This window comes from Geodermatophilus sabuli (genome assembly GCF_010686765.1).
Taxonomy (GTDB): domain Bacteria; phylum Actinomycetota; class Actinomycetes; order Mycobacteriales; family Geodermatophilaceae; genus Geodermatophilus; species Geodermatophilus sabuli_A.
The window spans coordinates 56812-75191 of sequence record NZ_JAAGWF010000010.1; the positions used below are offsets into that span (position 1 = coordinate 56812).

Genomic DNA, 18380 nt, shown 5'->3' on the forward strand with positions numbered 1-18380 from the left:
GCGGGCGCACCCTAGTGCGGCTCGGGCTCAGGCGGTCCCGACCGGCTGCGGTGCCTGCTCCGGGCGGCGCGCGCCGGCCGGACCGGGCTGGTCGATCGCCACGGCCGGGGCCGGGGCCGTGACGTCGAGCCGCGGCAGGACCTTCTCGCCGAACGCGTCGAGGAAGGCGATCTGGTCGCCGCCCACCTGGTGCAGGTACACGTCGTCGAAGCCGAGGTCCACGTACTCGGCGATCCAGGCGGCGTGCTGGCCGAGGTCGGCGGAGACACGGACGGCGTCGGTCACGCCCTCGGGGGTCACGTGCGCACTGGCCTGCTCGAAGGCCTCGGGGCTGTCGAGGTCCCAGCACAGCGGGGGCGGGAAGACGTTGCTGCGCCACTGGTCGTGGGCCTGGCCGAGGGCGCGGTCCGGATCGGGGTCCCACGAGACGTGCACCTGGATGATCGTCTTCCCCTGCCCTCCGGCGTCCCGGTAGGCGGCGATCATCTCGCGGAGCTTGTCGTGCGGCTGGTTGATGGTGACCAGGCCGTCGGCCCAGTCGGCCCCCCGTCGAGCGGTCTCGACGCTGACCGCGGGGGCGATGAGCGCCGGCTGCTGCTCCGGCAGGGTGTAGACGCGGGCGCGGTCGACGGTGACCAGGCCCTCGTGGCTCACCTCCTCGCCGGCCAGCAGGGCGCGGATGACGTCGACGCACTCCCGCAGCCGGGCGTCGCGCAGCTCCTTGCGGGGCCACTTGTCTCCGGTGACGTGCTCGTTCATGGCCTCGCCGCTGCCCAGGGCGACCCAGAAGCGGCCAGGGAACATCGCGCCGAGGGTCGCGACCGCCTGGGCGATGATCACCGGGTGGTAGCGCTGCCCGGGGGCGTTGACCGCACCGAAGGGGAGGCCGGTCGTCGCCAGCGCTGCACCCAGCCAGGACCACGCGAAGCCCGAGTGCCCCTGGCGCGGATTCCAGGGCGTGAGGTGGTCCGAGCACATCGCCGCGGTGAAGCCCACCTGCTCCGCGTGCTGGACGGCCGACAGCAGGGCCGCGGGGTGGACTTGCTCGTGCGAGTTGTGGAAGCCGATGACCGTCATGCGGGTGCCCTACCCCTGCCCACCGCGCCTCTACCTGGAGGTGTCGCTCCCCCGGGTTCCCATCGAGCAAGGAGTGCGTACCCGTGCGGCCCCTGGGAGGAGCCCGCTCTCCCGTGGGCGGCCGCGATCGCCCGGTGCCGGTGCTGTCCCGGTGGGTCAGAAGGGTGGTGGGTCCTCGGCGGGGTCGGGTGCTGGTGGTGGCGGTCCCGGTGGCGCCGTGAGCACCCGCGCACCGGTGACCGGCAGCCGGGATCGGGTCGGATCGGCTGGGCGGTGGTCCGGGTGCCGGTCGGCTGGGCGTCGGTCGGCTGGGTCCCGGTCGCTGGGTGAGTGGCCGGGTGGTCGGGTGGTGCGGGTGACACCGCTGGGGGTGGTCACGGTCAGCACCCCGTCGGCGGTCATCTCGTACCGCCAGCCGCGGGCGTGGGTCTTGAGCCGGTGGTGGCGGCGGCACAGACAGCACAGGTTCTCGCACGCCGTCGGCCCGCCGCAGGCATAGGACTCCACGTGGTCCAGGTCGGCCCAGCCGGCCCGGTTCGAGCAGCCGGGATGCCGGCAGGTCCGGTCCCGGGTCTGCACCCACCGCCGCTGCGCAGGCGTCGGCTCGTAGCGGTCGAACGGTGGTGGCCGGTCCAACACCGGACAGTCGCAGGCACCCGGCGGCGCGCCGCCGAGAGCCCCGTCCACCGACTCCGCCAGGTCGACACTCCCGGCCGACTCGGCCGCGTCTTCACCCTCGTGGGGTTGCCGTCGGCGGCGGCGTTTCCGGCCGGGGGGCTGGTCGTGGGTGAGGCAGCCGCGGCGGGCGATGCTCTCCAGTTCCCGCCGGGACGCGGTCGCCCGCAGGGTTCCGTCCGGGTCGGTGATCGCCACCGTCAGGCTGCCCCCGGTCGGAGCCTGCAGCCCGCCGGGACAGACCGCGTCCAGCTGGATCAGCAGCTCCCGGACGTGGCCGGCGGTGATCGGCTGCCCACCCACCACCGCGGTCGGCGCGGGCACCGACCCCGGCCGCACCAGCACCGCACCCGCACCAGCGGTGTCGGGCCCGGGTGGGCTGAGCAGGTCCAGCGGCGCAGCACGCGCAGGGGTCCTGGTGGGGCGGAGCGCGTCCAGGGGTGCGGTGATCGTCAGCTGCGCGGACACCGGATCCCGGTCCTCATCCCACGGCCGCAGGGTCAGGTCGGCCAACACACCCACCCGCAGCACCCCCAGGGGGCGGTCGTCGCCGGCGGCCTTGGCGGCGCGGGCGTGGGTGGTGAGGGTGTCCCGGACCGCGGCGGCGAGCGGCTGCGGCATCCGCGCGACCAGCTCGGCCATCCCGTCGCAGGCCGGGCGGACGGTCACGTCCGCGGCCGCCTCCGCGTCCCGCCGCCGTACCTCGGCCGCCGCGGCATCCCGGGCGGTCAGCTCCCGCCGCACCACCGCGGTCAGCTGCCGGACCGACAGCTCCATCGCCGTCGGCAACACCGCGGCCTCCACCGCGGCGATCACCAGCGGATCGGTGGACCGCGCCTTCCACCCGAGCTCGTGCGCGATCGCCCGCGCCCGGGGCCAGTCCAGCCGCCCGTCGGCCAGCGCCGCCCACGTGCCGGGCAGCTTCCCGACCAGCGTCACCGCCTGATCGATCAGCACCGAGGCCGCCGACCGGGAGCAGTTCAGCACCTGCGCCAACTCATCGGCGAAGAACTCCGACACACCCTCCGGCAGCATGACGTCGGCCGTGGCGGCGGCGCCCGGCGTGCCCGGCTGCGGATCGAACACCGCCGGCCGGTCCCCGGCCAACGACGCCACCAGATCCACCCGGTACGCCGCGATCATCGCCTCCAACCGGGCCAGCCGACCCAACTCCAGCGCCTTCTCCGCCGGCGTCCGCGACGACACCGGCAACACCTCCGACAACCGCGCCGGACGCTCCCACTCCTCCAACTGCGAGGGCACCACGAGATCAGCGACCGTCAACCCGACGCCGAACCCGCCACCGATGAACACACCCCGAAGCTAGACACCGGGTACGACAGTTCTTGGCGGGCTGACCAGGGAGAACGGGTGAGGATCCAGGCCCCTCGCGCGAGGGGGGTACTCAGGCCGGCGCGGCAGTCCCGGTGTCCTCGCGCGGCGCGCCGGCCCCACCGAGCAGGAGCAGTTCGGCATCGGTCCGTTCCAGCGGCGCGGCGAAGAGATAGCCCTGCGCGAAGGCCACCCGACCGTCGCGCAGGTGCGTGCGCTGGCGCTCCTGCTCGATGCCCTCCGCGACGATCTCCAGGTCCAGGGTGTGACCCAGGTTGATCAGGCCCCGCAGGATGGCGGGCATGGCCTCCGCGTCGTCGATGGTGTTCACGAAAGACCGATCGATCTTGAGGATGTCGACGGCGAACTGGCGCAGGTGCGACAGCGACGAGTAGCCGGTGCCGAAGTCGTCGAGCGCGACGCGGACGCCGAGGCTGCGCAGCTGGTGCAGCCGCTCGGCGGCCAGCACGGGGTCCCGCACGAGCACCGACTCGGTGAGCTCGAGGACCAGCGCCGACGGCGGCAGGCCGGTGGCGGCCAGCGCCGTCCGGACGTCGTCGAGCAGCCCGGGCGACCCCAACTGGGACGGCGACACGTTGACCGCCATCGACAGCCCGGCAGCGCCGGGGTGGTCCCGGCGCCAGTCGGCCGCGGCGGCGCACGCCTCGGCGATCACCCAGCGGCCGATGTCGGGGATCAGCCCGATCTCCTCCGCGACCGGCAGGAACCGCTCGGGCAGCACGACACCGAGGACCGGGTGGTCCCAGCGCAGCAGTGCCTCGAAGCCGGTCACCCGTTCGGTGCCCAGGTCGACGACCGGCTGGTAGACCAGCCGGAACTGCTCGCCCGGCAGCGCCGCCCAGAGGTCCTCCTCGAGCTGCCGGCGCTCTGCGGCGGCCGAGCGCATCTGCGGGTTGAACACCACGTACCGCCCGCGCCCGGCACCCTTGGCCCAGTACATGGCGGCGTCGGCGTCGCGCAGCAGGGAGCCGGCGGTCGCGGCGACGTCGCCGGTGGCGATGCCGATGCTGGCCGACACCGTCACCCGCTGGCCGCCGAGGTCCACCGGCCCGGCGAGCGCCGCCAGGATCCGCTCGGCGATGCCGGTGGCCTCCTCGACCCCGGCCGCCCGCTCGACCAGGATCGCGAACTCGTCGCCGCCGAGCCGGGCGAGGGTGTCCTCGGTTCGGACCGCGCCCTGCAGCAGCGTGGCGACCTCGCGGATCAGCGTGTCCCCGATGGCGTGACCGAGGCTGTCGTTGACGTTCTTGAAGCCGTCGAGGTCGAGGAAGACCACCGCCACCTCACCGCCGCTGCGCGCAGTGCGGCGCAGGGCGAGCTCCAGCCGGTCGGTGAACAGCGCCCGGTTGGCCAGGCCGGTGAGGCCGTCGGAGAAGGCGAGCGCGGCGAGCTCGGCCTCCGTCCGCTGCCGGTTGCCGCGCTGCCGTCGGTCGGCGGCGACGGCGGCCACCACCGCCACCGCGATGCTGACGACGACGTGCAGGGCCACCGAGGTCGGGGTCCCGCCGGCGGCCAGGTGACCGGCGACCAGCACGGCGACCAGCGCCACGGCCAGCAGCAGGGGCCAGGAGCGTCCGGCACGAGGTGGAGCCGTTGCGTCGTCCACGCCGGGGGCCTTGCGTCGGATGCGGGTCACTCGACGGCTTCGACCGATCCGGCCGGCAACTGGAGGTCACGGGCCGGTGCGATCCCTCGAAGGGGTCAGGACGACGACCGCAGCGCCCCGATCCACCACTCGACGGCCGGCACCGACGGCTCGAACGGCGGCCAGTCGTTGAGCACCCCCAACAGCTGCCAGTAGCGCTCCACGCGGGCGTCGGTGAAGGTGGCCAACCGGTCGGCGAGTGCGGCCCGCCGGCGCCGGTCGGCGGGTGCGCCGTCGCCCAGCAGCTCGGCGACCAGCGCCTCGGCGGCGGGCGTGCCCGGCGCGATGCGCTCGGCCACCGCCCGCCGTCCCAGGGTCACCATCCGGCCGGCGTCCGCGTCGAGGGTGTCGGGATCCTCGGGGGTGGCACCGGCGCCTGCGACGGCCATCTCCCGGACCCGGCCGGCGAACGACGGGTCGGCGACCAGCTGCGCCAGCTCCAGCCAGGCACCGACCTGCGCGGGCGTCGGGTCCTCGGGCAGCTCGGCGGGCAGCGATCGCATGCCGTCGGCGATGCCCGCGCCGGGTGCGTCGGCGGGGACGCCGGCGAACGCCCGCTCCACGAAGTCGTCGATCAGCTGCTGCCGCTGGCGGGCGGACAGCGCGGCCAGGTCGTGCACGATCCTCATCTCCTCCGGGGTGGTGCCGGCTGTGGCCAGGAAGCGCAGCAGGGTGCGGCGCAGACGCAGCAGCCGGATCTCGGCGTCCAGGGCCCGGACGTGCTCGGCGGCCACCTCCGCCACCGTCCGCCGCCGGGCCAGCAGCTCCCGGATCGCCGGCAGTCCCAGCCCCAGCTCGCGCAGCGTGCGCACCAGGTCGAGCTGCGCCACCGCGTCCGCGTCGTAGAGCCGGTAGCCCCCCGTGGAGCGCTCGGGCGGCTCGACCAGGCCCTCGTCGGACCAGAACCGCACGGTGCGGACCGGCACGCCGAGACGGTCGGCCAGCTGCCCGATGGTGAGCGGTGCGGAGTCGGTCACGACGGCGACGATGCACCCTCCATCGGGTGGAGGGTCAAGGAGGAGACCGGCACCACGTCGGGCTTGCAGTGCGCGGCGGCCCACCCGTGGGGAGTATCGGGGAGTGACACGCACCCCTCCCACCGACGAATGGGGCATCGACGCCAGCTGGCTCGACGCCCTCGACGAGGAACACCAGGTCGACCAGGCCACCATCGACAGGCTGCGGGAGGTGATCGGCACACCGCCGGCCGACCTCGAGGAGCGTGCTCCCATCGTCGCCCGGCCCGGCGACGCCCTCGAGGTCGACTCCGCCGAGGTCACCTGCGAGGACGGCTCGGTCGTCACCGTCGACGGCGAGCTGCCCGACGACTTCCCCCTCGGCTACCACTGGCTGCAGGCGCCCGACGGCCCGCGCCGCCGGCTGGTCGTCTCCCCCGGCCGGTGCTGGCTGCCCGACGACCGCGCCTGGGGCTGGGCGGTCCAGCTCTACGCCACCCGCAGCCGCGGCAGCTGGGGCATCGGCGACCTCGCCGACCTGCGGGCGGTCCGTGAGATGGCCGCCGAGCAGGGCGCGGGTTTCGTGCTGATCAACCCGCTGCACGCCGTCGCGCCGACGGCCGGGCAGGAGGCCAGCCCCTACCTGCCGGCCACCCGCCGCTTCCGCAACCCGGTCTACCTGCGGGTCGAGGAGGTGCCCGGCGCGGACGCCGTGGACCTGGAGCAGGACGCCGGCCGTGCCCTGTCCGAGGGCGACCTCATCGACCGCGACGCGATCTGGGCCCGCAAGCGGGAGGTGCTGCGCAGGGTCTTCGACGCCACCGGCCGCGACCAGCCCGCCTTCCCCGAGTGGTGGTGGCACCAGGGCCAGTCGTTGCAGGACTGGGCCACCTGGTGCGCCCTCGCCGACGCGCACGGACCCGACTGGCACACCTGGCCCGAGGAACTGCGCGACCCGCGCAGCGACGCGGTGGGGACCTTCGTCGCCGCCCACGAGCGGGAGGTCGCCTTCCACGCCTGGTTGCAGTGGGCGCTGCACCTGCAGCTCGAGCGCGCCACCGAGGGCATGACCGTCATCCAGGACCTGCCGATCGGGGTGGCCGGTGGCGGCGCCGACGCCTGGACCTGGCAGGACGCGCTGGCCTCGGGCGCCAGCGTCGGAGCGCCCCCCGACGCGTTCAACTCGCAGGGTCAGGACTGGGGCTCGCCGCCGCTGATCCCGTGGCAGCTGCGGGCGGCGGACTACGAGCCGTTCATCCAGTCGATCCGGGCCACGATGGCCGGCGCCGGCGGCCTGCGGATCGACCACGTCATGGGCCTGTTCCGGCTCTGGTGGGTGCCCAGCGACGGCTCGGCCGCCGACGGCGCCTACGTCCGCTACCCGGCGGAGGACCTGCTCGACATCGTCGCCCTGGAGAGCGTCCGGGAGCAGGCGGTCGTCGTCGGCGAGGACCTGGGCACCGTGGAGGACGGCGTCCGCGAGGCGATGGCCGAGCACGGCATCCTCAGCTACCGGCTGCTGTGGTTCGAGGACGACGCCCCGGCCGAGTGGCCCGAGACCGCGATGGCGGCGATCACCACCCACGACCTGCCCACGGTCGCCGGGTTGTGGACCGGCGCGGACCTCGACGAGCAGCGGGAGCACGGGACCGGCAGCGACGAGGAGCTCGAGCGCGGTCGGGCCTCGCTGCTGGAGCGGCTGCCCGGCGTCCGGGAGAACGCCCGTCCCGAGACGGCGGTCACCCGGGCGCACGAGCTGCTGGCGGGTGCGCCCTCCCTGCTGCTGTCGGCGACCCTGGACGACGCGGTGGCCGAGCGGCGCCGGCCGAACATGCCCGGCACCACCGACCGCCCCAACTGGTCGCTGCCCCTGCCGGTCCTGGTGGAGGACCTGCCGGGGCACGCCCTCGTGCAGGCCGTGGCCGAGACGCTCCGGGCGGGGGTCGCCCGCCACGACTGAGCGGGTGTCGATCGAACGAGTGTTCGACCACCGTGCCAGACTCTGCGCATGGCCGGCGGCATGCACCCGGGGCGCTCCGGTCGCTCCCTCGGCGAGCGGGCGGCGCGGTCCGGGGTGCAGCCGGCCGCGGACCGGGCGCCCGAGCCCCTCCGCCCGGCCGCCGGCCGCCGGGCGGAGGGGCGGGGGCGGCACTGCTGGGTGCACGACCCCCCGGGCGCGCCCGGGGTGTGGCCGGGGCTGCTCGTCGAGTGGCGGCAGGCCGAGGGTGGGTGGCTGGGCCGGGTGACCTACGCCGTGGCGGGGCCGCAGGGGCCGCTGCTCGTCGAGGGGTGGGTGCCGGCCGCCCTGCTGGAACAACGCTGATCGCTGGTTACGGCGACGACCGGGTGGCTATGGCCTCCTGCAGAGACCCACTGCCGACGGCGGTGGGCGCCCCGACCGCAGGAGGTCTGCATGAGCGAGCCCGACCGTCCCACCCTGGACGACGTCATGGACACCGAGGAGTCCGCACCGCGCGATCGTCAGCAGCACGCCAAGGGCTACGACCGGCCCGACGACGAGCAGTTGCAGCACCGCACCGAGCAGGAGCGCCAGGCGGTCGGGTCCGACGACGCCGACCCCGCGGGTGCCGAGCCGCACCCGGCGACCGACTGAGCCGCCTGGCCGCGGCGGACGTCGCCTGCTGGGTGGTGAAGTCCACCCGCCGGCCGGCCGAGCTCCTGCCCGGCTGGCCGGCCGGGGCGGCACGGGAGCTGGCCCGCTGCCTGCGCCGCTCCTACCGGCTGGAGCTGATGGAGCCGGGCCAGCCCTGCCTGCTGTGGGTCAGCGGCCGGCACGAGCCCGGGGTGCACGCGATCGGCACGCTCGCCGGGGAGGTCCGGCACGACGCGGACGGTCCGGTCGTCGACGTCGATCTGACCCTCCTCCCGCACCCGGTGCCGCGCGCCGACCTGCTCGCCGATCCCGACGCCCGGGACGCCGAGGTCCTCCGGATGCCGGCGGGCAGCAACCCCTCCTGGCTGTCCGCCGTCCAGTTCGCCGCCGTCCTCGACCGGGTCCCGGACGGCGGCTGAGCGGCCTGGGACGATGGCCCCCGTGACTCCGCACCGGTACCGCTGGGGCGCGCTGGCCTGGCTGCTGACCCTGCAGTTCTTCGTCGTGGAGACGATCGCCGAGCTCGCGGCCGACGTCCCCTACTCCCGCGCCGAGGACCTGATCAGTGCGCTGGGTGCGAGCAACTCCCCGGCGCAGGCGCTGATGAACACCTCGTTCGTCGTCCAGGGCCTGCTGATCGGGGCCGGTGCGCTGCTGCTGCGCCCCGCGCTGACCGGCGCCGGCGGACGGGTGGCGCCGGTGCTGCTCGGTGCCGCGGGCGTGGGCGTGCTGCTGGTGGGGCTCTTCCCCCAGGACGGCCGGGCGGCGCTGCACGAGGCCGGCGCCGGGCTCTACCTGGTCGGCGGCGGGCTGGGGCTGATCGCGCTCGCGTACGGGCTGCGGCGGCGGTCGGAACCCGTCGGGACGGCGCTGGCCCTGCTCGGCCTGGTGGGCACGGCGATGACGGTCTTCTTCGTCGCCGGCATCACCGGTCTGCTCGGCGAGGGCGGCACCGAGCGCGCGGCGGCCTACGTGCTGCCGGTCGGCCTGGCGCTGGCCGGCGTCCTGCTCTGGCGCCGCGGCGCCGCCGCGCCGACCGACGCCGGGCCCTCGCGGCGCGAGCTCCGTGGACGGGAACGGGAGGACCGCGCCCTGCGGGCGCGGGAACGCGATGCGGCGCTGGAGGCCGCGGCTGCCCGGCCCGACGAGCAGGCGCAGGACCCGACCACGACGCCGGCCCACGAGCCGGCCACGGCGGTCGACGACGACTTCGACCCCGAGGACCCCTGGGCGCAGGCCCGCCGCGGCTGAGAGGACCCCTGACCCCACCGCTCGCAGGCTCGCGGTGGGACCGGGCCGGCGGTGTCACGCCGGCCGGACGTGCGACACCTCGCTGGCCGGGCGGCGTCCGGTCGTGGTGGCGGTGGTCGTGGAGGGGCAGCCCATCCGCAGCAGCAGCATCTCGGGGTGTCCGACCAGGGAGAGGCGGGGCGCATCCGCGTGCGGCTGGCGGGCCAGGCGCCGCTCGCGCCGGTCGTCCTGGTCCGCGTCCGTCCCGGTCGAGCAGGATGGCGGCATGAGCGCCCCAGAACCCGGTGGACGGTCCCTGCGTGTGCTGGTGGGCTACGACGGCTCCCCCAGCTCGGTGAACGCGATCGAGGCGGCGGCGACGCTGGTGCCCTCGGCGTCGGCGTCGGTCCTCCACCTGTGGGAGCCACCGTTCACCTCGCCCGAGCTGCGGCAACGGCTGGCCGGCCGCGCCGCGGGCCTGGAGGCGCTGGGCGACCTGCTGGAGCGCGAGGGCCGGGCCGAGGCCGAGCGGCTGGTGGGCAACGGCGTCAAGCTCGCCCGTGCGGCCGGGTGGGAGGCCTCGGCGTCGGTCAAGCGCACGTTCGGCGGCGACGGCTACCAGTTCGCCCGGACCGCCGAGGAGCAGGACGTGGACCTGGTCGTGGTCGGGTCGCGCGGCCTGGGGGGCGTGCGGGCGGCACTGGGCAGCGTCTCGGAGCTGGTCGTGCACGTGAGCCCCGTGCCGGTGCTGGTGGTCCCCCATCCGCTGACCACCGCCGAGTGGGCCGCGGCCGCCTCCGGCCCGGTGCTGGTCGGCACCGACGGGTCGCCCGGCGCCGAGGCGGCGGTCCGCTCCGCCGCGTTCCTGTTCCCGCGGCGCGAACAGGTGCTGGTGGCGGTCGCCGAACCCGGCGACGGGCCGGGCCCGACGGCTCCCGAGGGGGTCGAGCTGCTCACCGTGCCCTGCTCCGGGCGACCCGGCAGCGCCCGCGCGACCGCCGCGACCCTCGCCGAGGTCGCCGCCGAGCGCGGCGCGGGAGTCGTCGTCGTCGGCAGCCGGGGCCGGTCGGCCAGCCGGGAGCTGCTGGTCGGCAGCGTGCCCAGTTCGCTGCTGCACTGCGCCCACCGCCCCGTCCTCGTGGTGCCGTCGAGCCTCAGCAGCCCGGCCTGACCCGGCCGGGCGAGGCCCCGCGACACCACCGCGCCCCGTCGTCCCCTGCACCTGCGGCGCCCTCGTCGCGGGACCGGGATCGCGGTTCCGCGACCACGTCAAGCTGCCTCGTGGGCGTACTCCCCGATTGGGGGTCGTACGACCCCCCCGCCACGGCTGCTCCGGAGAGGCTGGACAAGCGACCGTTCTCGGCACGGCTCCGGTCATCCGGTCGGGGCGAGCGCACGACAGCGGAGACCTCCAATGAGTCAGACACGACCGACCGTCCACAGCGGTCGCGGGGGCGGGTCCGGAGCCACGGCTCCTCCCGCGTCGCGACTGCCCCTCTTCAGCCGCCGCACCAGCCGTGTGCTCATGGCGGGCGCCCTCACGGCCGCCACCGCCACCGGCGGCGTGTTCGTCGCCCAGAGTGCATCCGCCGGCACCCCGCCCACCGGGCCGGGCAACATCGAGGTGTTCCCCGAGCGCGACATGGTCGCCGTCGAGGGCTACGCCGCGCAGGCCGGACAGACCGCGACCGTGACCGTGAAGCGTGGCGGTCAGGTGATCGGCGTCGGCTCCCGCGTCCTGGACTCGACCGGGTTCATGGAGCTCAACCACGACGCGGACGGCTGCTTCAAGGACGTCACGCCCGCGATCGAGGCCGGTGACACCGTCGAGGTGTCCTTCAGTGGCTCGCCGCTGGTGGACAGCATGACGGTCAACTCGGCGAAGATCACCGAGATCACCGCCAGCGACCCGACCGCCGGGAACACCAACTCGGTCACGATCAAGGGCAGCTACGGCTCGGAGGTGAACCTCGACCGGTTCGCCGTCGAGGTCGTCAACCCGGCCATGCGGGACGCCGGCGCCATCGGCGAGCGGGCCATCGGCTGGAGCCCCAACGAGGTGCCCGACGAGGCCCCTGTCGGCTACACGGTCAGCGGCACCGCGGCGAACGGCGGCTTCGAGGTCACCTTCGCGAACATGTCGCAGGAGGACCAGCAGATGGTCTTCGACGGCCAGGCCGTCGCGCTCAGCTGGATGGCCGACCGGACCGACGGCGTCGAGCAGCAGCTGGGCCTGACCCTGGCGGAAGAGGGCCTCACCGGCGGCGGCGCTCCCGGCTGCCCCGCGGGTCCGGACGGCGCGAAGCCGCCCAAGAGCGACTACACGGTCACGTGGACCAGCGAGACCGAGGCCACGGTCACCTGGGCGACGGCGACGCCCGTCGCCGGTGCCGCCGCGGTCACCGGCTACAGCGTCGCTGCGGTGGACCAGGCGGCCAACGCCGGAGGCGCCTTCCGGCAGACCGGCTACCAGACGGGTGCCGGCGCCACCCAGGTCGTCCTCGACGGCCTGACCGCCGACGCCGTGTACGACATCCAGGTCCGCTCGGTCGTCGCCGGAGACGAGATGAGCGCTCCGTTCGCCCTGGCCGGCACCGTGACGCCTGGCACGGGCGGCGGGGACGGCGGCACGGGCGGCGACACGACCGCTCCGGTCCTGACCGCCACTCCCGCGTTCAACGGCACCACCGCGGTGATCGCCGACAGCCGGACGCTGACCCTGGCGGCCGACGAGGGCACCATCTACTACACCGTCGACGGCAGCGCGGTCACCTCGCAGCCGAACGGCAACGTCCCTTCGGCGACGGCCAAGATCTACCAGGAGCCGATCCCGATCACGGCCGCCGACACCAAGGTCAACGTCGTGGTGATCGACGCCGCCGGTAACGCCACCCACTCCTCGGGTGTCGTGTCGCCGAAGGCCGCGGCTGCCGCCGTCGCCCCGACCGGGCTGACGGTGCTGGGCGTCACCGGCGCCGGTCCCGATGCGGCAGCCCCGAAGGGCACGATCAGCGTGGGCTGGAACCCCGTCACCGACGCCACCGAGTACCGGGTGCGGGTCTTCGACCAGACCGTTGGATCGACGAGCCCCCCCGTGCTGTTGTCGCAGTACGACACGGTGGTCACCGGGGCCACCAACGCGACCGTCAGCGGTCTGCCGAAGAGCGCGGCGAACCACCGGTACGTCGTCCGGGTCCAGGCCAAGACCCCGGCTTCCCCGAACTTCGGCCCCACCACCATCGGCAACACGGTGTACGGCGTCGTCCCCGGTGACGACATCGGCGTCGAGGTGGCCCTCTACCGGACCGGTGACGAGCTCCGCATCCGCGGCACCGGCACCGTCCCGGGCTCGGTCATCACGGCCCACCGGTCCAACGCTGCCGGCACCGGACCGGTGACCAACGCGGTCCCCGGCTACCCGACCGCCACCGTGGGCGCGCTGGACGCGGGGCTGCCGACCGGCGCCTGGGAGATCGTCGTGGACCCCGCGCCCACGACCAACCCGGGGACGCTCTGGTTCAAGTCGAGCAACGGTGACGTCTTCGGGCCGGTCACGGTCGAGACCAAGTGACCGGTTCCCGGCCGACCCCCCACCCCCGCCAGGGGTGACCCCGGTCGGGAGACCCGACAACTGAACAGACCGAGGGCCCGCCACCAGCCGGTGGCGGGCCCTCGGCATGTCCGCAGGGCCCAGCGGATCAGGGACGTACACCCCTGACACGTCTGTGCAGGTCCGATCTGCGTGACCGGGATCGACCCCGTCGCGGACGCGCCCATCGTGCGGCGTTGCGGCTGCGGGGGTGGGTCGGTCAGACCCCGGCTCCGGCCTCCCTGCTCTCCGGGACCGCCGCGACCGGCGCGCGGCGGCGCCACCGGGACAGCGCGACGCCGGCCAGGCAGACCGCGCCACCCACCACGGCCAGTGCCGGCGGCACCTCGTCGAGCAGCAGCCAGCCGAGGGCGATGACCAGCGGCGGCACCAGGTAGGTCGTCACGCCGAGGGTCCCGGCGTCCATCCGCGACAGCGCGAAGGCCCAGGTGCTGAACGCCAGCGCCGTCGGCACCACGCCCAGGTAGACCATGCCCGCGATCGAGCCGGCCGGGGCGTCCCCCAGCTCACCGACGAGCTGGCCGGCCCACGGCAGGGTGCAGACCGCCCCGATGGCGCAGGCGGTGGAGGTCACCTGCAGGGGCGGCAGCCGGCGCAGCAACGGCTTCTGCGCGACGACCCCCGCGGCGTAGGTCACCGCCGCGACCACGCAGAGGACGATGCCCAGCACGTCGGCGTCGGCGCCGCGCGTGGCCAGCCCGATGAGCAGCACCCCGGCGAACGCGACGCCGATGCCGGCGACCAGCCGGGGCGGGAAGCCCTCCCCCAGCCACAGTCCTGCGAACAGCGCGATCAGGATCGGGCCGATGTTGACCAGCATCGCCGTCGTGCCGGCGTCCAGGTGCTGCTCGGCGGCGTTGAGGGCGACGTTGTAGACGCCGAACCAGCCGACGCCGCAGACCGCCAGCAGCCGCCACTCCCGCCAGGTCGGTCGCACCCAGCCGCGGCGCGAGACGGCCAGCAGGACGGCGAGGACCGCTGTCCCCACCACCAGCCGGCCCAGCGCCAGCGCGCCGGGTGAGAGGTCCGCCCCCACCCCGCGGATGGCGACGAACGCCGAGGCCCACGCCAGCAGCGTGACCACGACGGCGGCCAGCACCGGGACGGCGAGGCGGGACGGAGCGGTGGGAGGGGTGCGCACGTCTGGCGACGATAGGGCGCGCTGCCGACCGGACTCCGGCGGGTTTCGGACGCCGTCTGCTCCGTTGCGGGATCCGGCAGGAGTGCTGCGCTACGCCGGATGGGGGCCCTGTCCCTGCAGGTGCTCGGCGTAGGTGCGCCGTCCGCGGGTGCCGCCCGAGGGCAGGGCCGCGCCGTCCCGGAACGCGCTGGACAGCCGGCCGGGGACCGGGGTGGCGACCACCCGCGCGTTGGGCTCGCGCGCCGCCGACCACGCGCGCGCGAGTTCCGCGGCGGTCAGCTCCTCGGGCCCGGCGTACTCGACGACGTCCCCCGCGGGTGGGCCGGCGGCCACCTCGGCGGTGCGGGCGGCCGCCTCGCCGACGTCGACCGGCTGCGCCCGCCAGCCCATGGGCACCGGGAGCACCGGCCCGCGGCGGGCAGTGCTCAGCAGCTCGTCGACGAAGTCGTGGAACTGGGTGATCCGCAGCAGGGTCACCGGCAGCCCCGAGGCCAGCAGCACCTGCTCGGCGGCGAACTTGGCGTGGTAGTAGCCGAAGGGGATGCGGTCGACCCCGACGATCGAGACGTACACCAGGTGCCGCAGCCGGTCCCGGTCGACCGCCTGCACCAGCCGGCGGGTGCCGGCGACGTCGGTCTGCCAGTAGTCCCCGCGCGGGTCGCTGGCGGCGTGCACCACGACCTCGGCGCCCGCCAGCGCCGGTGCCAGGTCGCGGCCGGTGGCCAGGTCCCCCCGCACGCCGCCGGGACCGGTGCCCCGCCGAGACATCAGCCGCACCCGCGACGCCGTCCCCTGCAGGTGCTCGGCCACGCGTGGGCCCAGCCGGCCCGTTCCCCCGGTGATGACGACGTCCATGTCCCCAGTCTGGCCGGACGGGTCCGTCCTCGGCGCGCCCTCCCGGCGTCATCTCACATGCGAGATAGCGTCGCGCCCGTGACGGCCCTCGACACCCTCCCGCCCGACACCACGATGCGGCGGGTGGGACTGCTGGTCCGCGACGCGCGCCGCCACCGCGGGCTCACCCAGCTCGAGCTCGCCGACCGGCTGGGCACGAGCCAGAGCGCCGTCGCCCGCATCGAGCAGGGCGGCCAGAACCTCACCCTCGAGCTGCTGGGCCGGCTGTCCGAGGCCCTGGGCAGCGAGCTGATCAGCGTCGGGCCGGCCGGCCCGGCCCACCTGCGGGTCACCGGCGGCACCCCGCTGCACGGTGGTGTCACCGTGAAGTCGTCGAAGAACGCCGCCGTGGCACTGCTGTGCGCCGCGCTGCTCAACCGCGGCCGGACGACGCTGCGCAACGTCGCCCGGATCGTGGAGGTCGAGCGGATCCTCGACGTGCTGCGGTCCATCGGCGTGGCCGCCACCTGGGACGACGCCGGCCGCGACCTGACCCTCGTCGTCCCGGCGGAGCTCGACCTCGCCGGCATCGACGCCGACGCCGCGCGCCGGACCCGCAGCATCATCATGTTCCTGGGCCCGCTGCTGCACCGCGCGCCCACCTTCGACCTGCCCTACGCCGGCGGCTGCGACCTGGGCACCCGCACCGTGGAGCCGCACATGATCGCGCTGCGGCCCTTCGGCCTGGCGATCGAGGCGAGGGCCGGCGAGTACCACGCCACCGTCACCGCGCCGACCGCGGTCGACCGCACCATCGTGCTGACCGAGCGCGGCGACACCGTCACCGAGAACGCGCTGCTGGCCGCGGCCCGGTCCGGCGGGACGACGACCATCCGCAACGCCAGCTCGAACTACATGGTCCACGACCTGGTGCTGTACCTGCAGCTGCTCGGGGTGCGCATCGAGGGCCTGGGCACCACCACCCTCGTCGTGCACGGACGGGCGGTGCTCGACGCAGACGTGGACTACACGATCAGCGAGGACCCGGTCGAGGCGATGAGCCTGCTGACCGCCGGCATCGTCACCGGCTCGGAGCTGACCGTCCGCCGCGCCCCGATCGAGTTCCTCGAGATCGAGCTGGCCGTCCTGGCCGAGATGGGCCTGCGCTACTCGCTGTCCCCGGAGTACCGCGCCGACAACGGGCACACCCGGCTGGCGGACGTGACCATCTCCCCGTCCCAGCTCAAGGCCCCGATCGACAAGATCCACCCGATGCCGTTCCCCGGCCTGAACATCGACAACCTGCCGTTCTTCGCGGTCATCGCGGCCGCGGCGTCCGGGTCGACGCTCATCCACGACTGGGTCTACGACAACCGGGCCATCCACCTGTCCGACCTGACCCGGCTGGGTGCCGACGTCCGGCTGCTCGACCCGCACCGGGTGCTCGTCACCGGCCCGACCCGCTGGTCCAGCGCCGAGGTGGTCTGCCCGCCCGCCCTGCGGCCGGCCGTCTGCATCCTGCTGGCGATGCTGGCGGCCAAGGGGACGTCGGTGCTGCGCAACGTCGACATCATCGCCCGCGGCTACGAACAGCTCTACGAGCGGCTGGTCGAGATGGGCGCCTCGATCGAGGTGTTCCGGGATTAACGCTCCTGGTCGGTGGGGCGGACCAGCACCTCGTTGACCGCCACGTGCGGGGGCTGCGTCACCACGTAGACGATCGCGCGGGCGACGTCCTCGGCCTGCAGCGTGCGCATGCCCTGGGCCATCTGGCGGGAGGCCTCCCGCGCCTCGGGCTGGGTGATGTGGCTGGACAGTTCGGTCGCCACCGCGCCGGGCTCGACCAGGGAGATCCGGACGCCGCGGGCGGTCACCTCCTGGCGCAGTGACTCGCTGAAGGCGTTGACCGCCCACTTGCTGGCGTTGTAGACCCCGGCGCCCTTGCGTGCGGTCCGCCCGGCGACGCTGGAGATGTTCACGACGTCGCCGGAGCCCTGCTCGACCATGCCGTCGATGGCCGCGTGCGTCATGTACATCAGGCCCAGCACGTTGGTCGACACCATCCGCCGCCAGTCCTCGGGGTCGGCGCCGACGATCGTGCCCAGCAGCATCACGCCGGCGTTGTTCACCAGGACGTCGAGACCGCCGAGCTCGCTGCGGGTCCGGTCGACCGCGTCCGCGCAGGCCCGCTCGTCGGTGACGTCGAGCGGCAGGGTCAGCACCCGGGCGCCGCTGGCGGAGAGCCGGGAGGCGAGCGCGTCGAGCCGGTCCACCCGCCGGGCACCGATCGCGACGGCGGCCCCGGCCTGCGCCAGTGCCAGCGCCGTGGCCTCGCCGATGCCCGAGGACGCCCCCGTCACCAGGGCGACCTCGCCGTCGAGCGGTCGGGCGACCTCGGTCATGCGGATCCTCCTCGCGGGCCCCCGGGCGCGGCCTCCGCCCCAGCCTCGCCGATGCCGGCGCGACCGGCGCGCCGGGAGCTCAGCGCAACGTGACGCCGAAGCCGCGGACGGCCAGCCGCAGCAGCACCGGCCCCGGGCGCAGCAGGTCGCCCACCCGGGCCGCGGCCGCCGCCTCCAGCTCGGCCAGGCGGCGGGCGTAGGCGTCGGGACCCCGGCGCCGGGCGGCGTCCAGTTCCCGGGCGTTGGCCCACACCTTCCGCCGGGACTCGCGCAGGAACACCTGGCTGGCCGTCCGGTTGGCCGGCGACAGCAGGCGGTCCAGCCGCGTCCGCCGCCCGCCGGCCCGGTGCAGCTCGGCGTCCTCGGCGGCGACGCGGGAGGCCAGCACCCGGTCGATCCGCTCGTGGTCGCGCCGCCGCAGCGACGCCACGTCCGGGTCGTCGAAGCCGGCCGGCGGGATGACCCGCACCAGGGACTGCGGCAGGTCGAAGTTGATGTGGGCGTTCATGCCGAGCAGCACGTGGGCCTCGGGCGGCAGGTCCGGCCGCGCCCCGAAGGCCTGCCGCCACGGCCGGGGTGGCGCGGCCGGGTCACGGCGGTGGGCGGCCAGGGCGTCGAGGTACAGGCCGGCGAAGTCGACGTCCCACGCGCTCACCCAGGCGGCGTCCTCGAACTCGCCGGCGTCGATGGCGACGCCCACCGCCTGCGTGGTGCGCAGATAGGTGGCGAGGAAGAACCGGGCGGGGTCGCGGTCGGCCTCCAGCGGTGCCAGGAGCGCGGCCATGCGCGCCACCAGGGCGTCCACGGCAGCCGTCACACCGCCGATCCTGCCGACACCGGCCG

General features: G+C 75.0%; 17 protein-coding genes. 8 read left to right on the plus strand and 9 right to left on the minus strand.

All coding sequences use genetic code 11. From position 1 onward, the window contains the following. Window positions 1–27 precede the first annotated feature (27 nt). From GCU56_RS10745 to GCU56_RS10760, 4 genes are all read right to left on the minus strand, one after another. Window positions 28–1077, minus strand: coding sequence for a TIGR03885 family FMN-dependent LLM class oxidoreductase (locus GCU56_RS10745; RefSeq protein ID WP_163481728.1), 1050 nt, complete (start codon window positions 1075–1077; stop codon window positions 28–30). A gap of 156 nt (window positions 1078–1233) precedes the next feature. After that, entirely contained in the window at window positions 1234–3066 is a 1833-nt protein-coding gene (locus GCU56_RS10750; RefSeq protein WP_163481729.1) for a DUF222 domain-containing protein, read from the minus strand. A gap of 91 nt (window positions 3067–3157) precedes the next feature. Beyond that, window positions 3158–4711: an EAL domain-containing protein gene (locus tag GCU56_RS10755; RefSeq protein WP_163481730.1), complete on the minus strand. Its 1554-nt coding sequence runs from the start codon at window positions 4709–4711 to the stop codon at window positions 3158–3160. A 95-nt stretch (window positions 4712–4806) separates the two neighbouring features. Then, a complete protein-coding gene (locus GCU56_RS10760) occupies window positions 4807–5727 on the minus strand; it encodes a MerR family transcriptional regulator (protein WP_204331879.1) in 921 nt (306 codons plus the stop codon). Between the two features lie 103 nt (window positions 5728–5830). On the opposite strand from GCU56_RS10760, the gene malQ reads away from it, so the two are divergent. From malQ to GCU56_RS10785, 5 genes are all read left to right on the plus strand, one after another. Beyond that, window positions 5831–7666 carry a 4-alpha-glucanotransferase gene (gene malQ, locus GCU56_RS10765; RefSeq protein WP_163481732.1) on the plus strand — a complete coding sequence of 612 codons (1836 nt, stop codon included), beginning with the start codon at window positions 5831–5833 and terminating at the stop codon, window positions 7664–7666. A 48-nt stretch (window positions 7667–7714) separates the two neighbouring features. Then, window positions 7715–8029: a hypothetical protein gene (locus GCU56_RS10770; RefSeq protein WP_239522092.1), complete on the plus strand. Its 315-nt coding sequence runs from the start codon at window positions 7715–7717 to the stop codon at window positions 8027–8029. 90 nt (window positions 8030–8119) lie between these two features. Continuing rightward, complete coding sequence (locus GCU56_RS10775) at window positions 8120–8320, plus strand: hypothetical protein (RefSeq protein ID WP_163481733.1); 201 nt, start codon at window positions 8120–8122, stop codon at window positions 8318–8320. A 35-nt stretch (window positions 8321–8355) separates the two neighbouring features. Continuing rightward, the gene (locus GCU56_RS10780) at window positions 8356–8739 is read left to right on the plus strand and encodes a hypothetical protein (RefSeq protein WP_345771772.1); all 384 of its coding nucleotides are present in this window, start codon (window positions 8356–8358) and stop codon (window positions 8737–8739) included. A gap of 13 nt (window positions 8740–8752) precedes the next feature. Next, window positions 8753–9571: a DUF998 domain-containing protein gene (locus tag GCU56_RS10785; RefSeq protein ID WP_163481734.1), complete on the plus strand. Its 819-nt coding sequence runs from the start codon at window positions 8753–8755 to the stop codon at window positions 9569–9571. Window positions 9572–9625: 54 nt separating this feature from the next. On the opposite strand, the gene GCU56_RS10790 is transcribed toward GCU56_RS10785, so the two are convergent. Continuing rightward, a complete protein-coding gene (locus tag GCU56_RS10790) occupies window positions 9626–9838 on the minus strand; it encodes a hypothetical protein (RefSeq protein WP_163481735.1) in 213 nt (70 codons plus the stop codon). Between GCU56_RS10790 and GCU56_RS10795 the strand changes: the two genes are divergently transcribed. Then, the gene (locus GCU56_RS10795) at window positions 9837–10721 is read left to right on the plus strand and encodes a universal stress protein (protein WP_163481736.1); all 885 of its coding nucleotides are present in this window, start codon (window positions 9837–9839) and stop codon (window positions 10719–10721) included. The two genes, GCU56_RS10790 and GCU56_RS10795, sit on opposite strands and share 2 nt — an antisense overlap. A gap of 354 nt (window positions 10722–11075) precedes the next feature. Continuing rightward, complete coding sequence (locus GCU56_RS10800) at window positions 11076–13121, plus strand: chitobiase/beta-hexosaminidase C-terminal domain-containing protein (RefSeq protein WP_163481737.1); 2046 nt, start codon at window positions 11076–11078, stop codon at window positions 13119–13121. Between the two features lie 238 nt (window positions 13122–13359). Here the strand turns inward: GCU56_RS10800 and GCU56_RS10805 are convergent, their stop codons facing one another. Both GCU56_RS10805 and GCU56_RS10810 read right to left on the minus strand, forming a co-directional pair. After that, window positions 13360–14301: an EamA family transporter gene (locus GCU56_RS10805; RefSeq protein ID WP_163481738.1), complete on the minus strand. Its 942-nt coding sequence runs from the start codon at window positions 14299–14301 to the stop codon at window positions 13360–13362. 90 nt (window positions 14302–14391) lie between these two features. Continuing rightward, complete coding sequence (locus GCU56_RS10810; protein ID WP_163481739.1) at window positions 14392–15156, minus strand: SDR family oxidoreductase; 765 nt, start codon at window positions 15154–15156, stop codon at window positions 14392–14394. Window positions 15157–15234: 78 nt separating this feature from the next. Here GCU56_RS10810 and GCU56_RS10815 point away from each other — a divergent pair, with 78 nt between their 5' ends. After that, entirely contained in the window at window positions 15235–16782 is a 1548-nt protein-coding gene (locus tag GCU56_RS10815) for a helix-turn-helix domain-containing protein (RefSeq protein ID WP_345771773.1), read from the plus strand. Here GCU56_RS10815 and GCU56_RS10820 read toward each other — a convergent pair. Further along, window positions 16779–17537 (minus strand): SDR family NAD(P)-dependent oxidoreductase, encoded by a 759-nt coding sequence (locus GCU56_RS10820; protein WP_163481740.1) that lies wholly within the window; start codon window positions 17535–17537, stop codon window positions 16779–16781. The genes GCU56_RS10815 and GCU56_RS10820 overlap by 4 nt on opposite strands. A gap of 79 nt (window positions 17538–17616) precedes the next feature. Continuing rightward, complete coding sequence (locus tag GCU56_RS10825) at window positions 17617–18354, minus strand: DUF5995 family protein (RefSeq protein WP_163481741.1); 738 nt, start codon at window positions 18352–18354, stop codon at window positions 17617–17619. Between the last annotated feature and the right edge of the window lie 26 nt (window positions 18355–18380).

Excerpts from the sequence above, each read along its gene's own strand:
- GCU56_RS10790 (WP_163481735.1), bottom strand. The coding sequence starts at position 9,838 with ATGCCGCCATCCTGCTCGACCGGGACGGACGCGGACCAGGACGACCGG.
- GCU56_RS10820 (WP_163481740.1), bottom strand. The coding sequence starts at position 17,537 with ATGACCGAGGTCGCCCGACCGCTCGACGGCGAGGTCGCCCTGGTGACG.
- GCU56_RS10745 (WP_163481728.1), bottom strand. The coding sequence starts at position 1,077 with ATGACGGTCATCGGCTTCCACAACTCGCACGAGCAAGTCCACCCCGCG.
- GCU56_RS10795 (WP_163481736.1), top strand. The coding sequence starts at position 9,837 with ATGAGCGCCCCAGAACCCGGTGGACGGTCCCTGCGTGTGCTGGTGGGC.
- GCU56_RS10785 (WP_163481734.1), top strand. The coding sequence starts at position 8,753 with ATGGCCCCCGTGACTCCGCACCGGTACCGCTGGGGCGCGCTGGCCTGG.
- GCU56_RS10800 (WP_163481737.1), top strand. The coding sequence starts at position 11,076 with ATGGCGGGCGCCCTCACGGCCGCCACCGCCACCGGCGGCGTGTTCGTC.
- GCU56_RS10810 (WP_163481739.1), bottom strand. The coding sequence starts at position 15,156 with ATGGACGTCGTCATCACCGGGGGAACGGGCCGGCTGGGCCCACGCGTG.
- GCU56_RS10770 (WP_239522092.1), top strand. The coding sequence starts at position 7,715 with ATGGCCGGCGGCATGCACCCGGGGCGCTCCGGTCGCTCCCTCGGCGAG.
- GCU56_RS10775 (WP_163481733.1), top strand. The coding sequence starts at position 8,120 with ATGAGCGAGCCCGACCGTCCCACCCTGGACGACGTCATGGACACCGAG.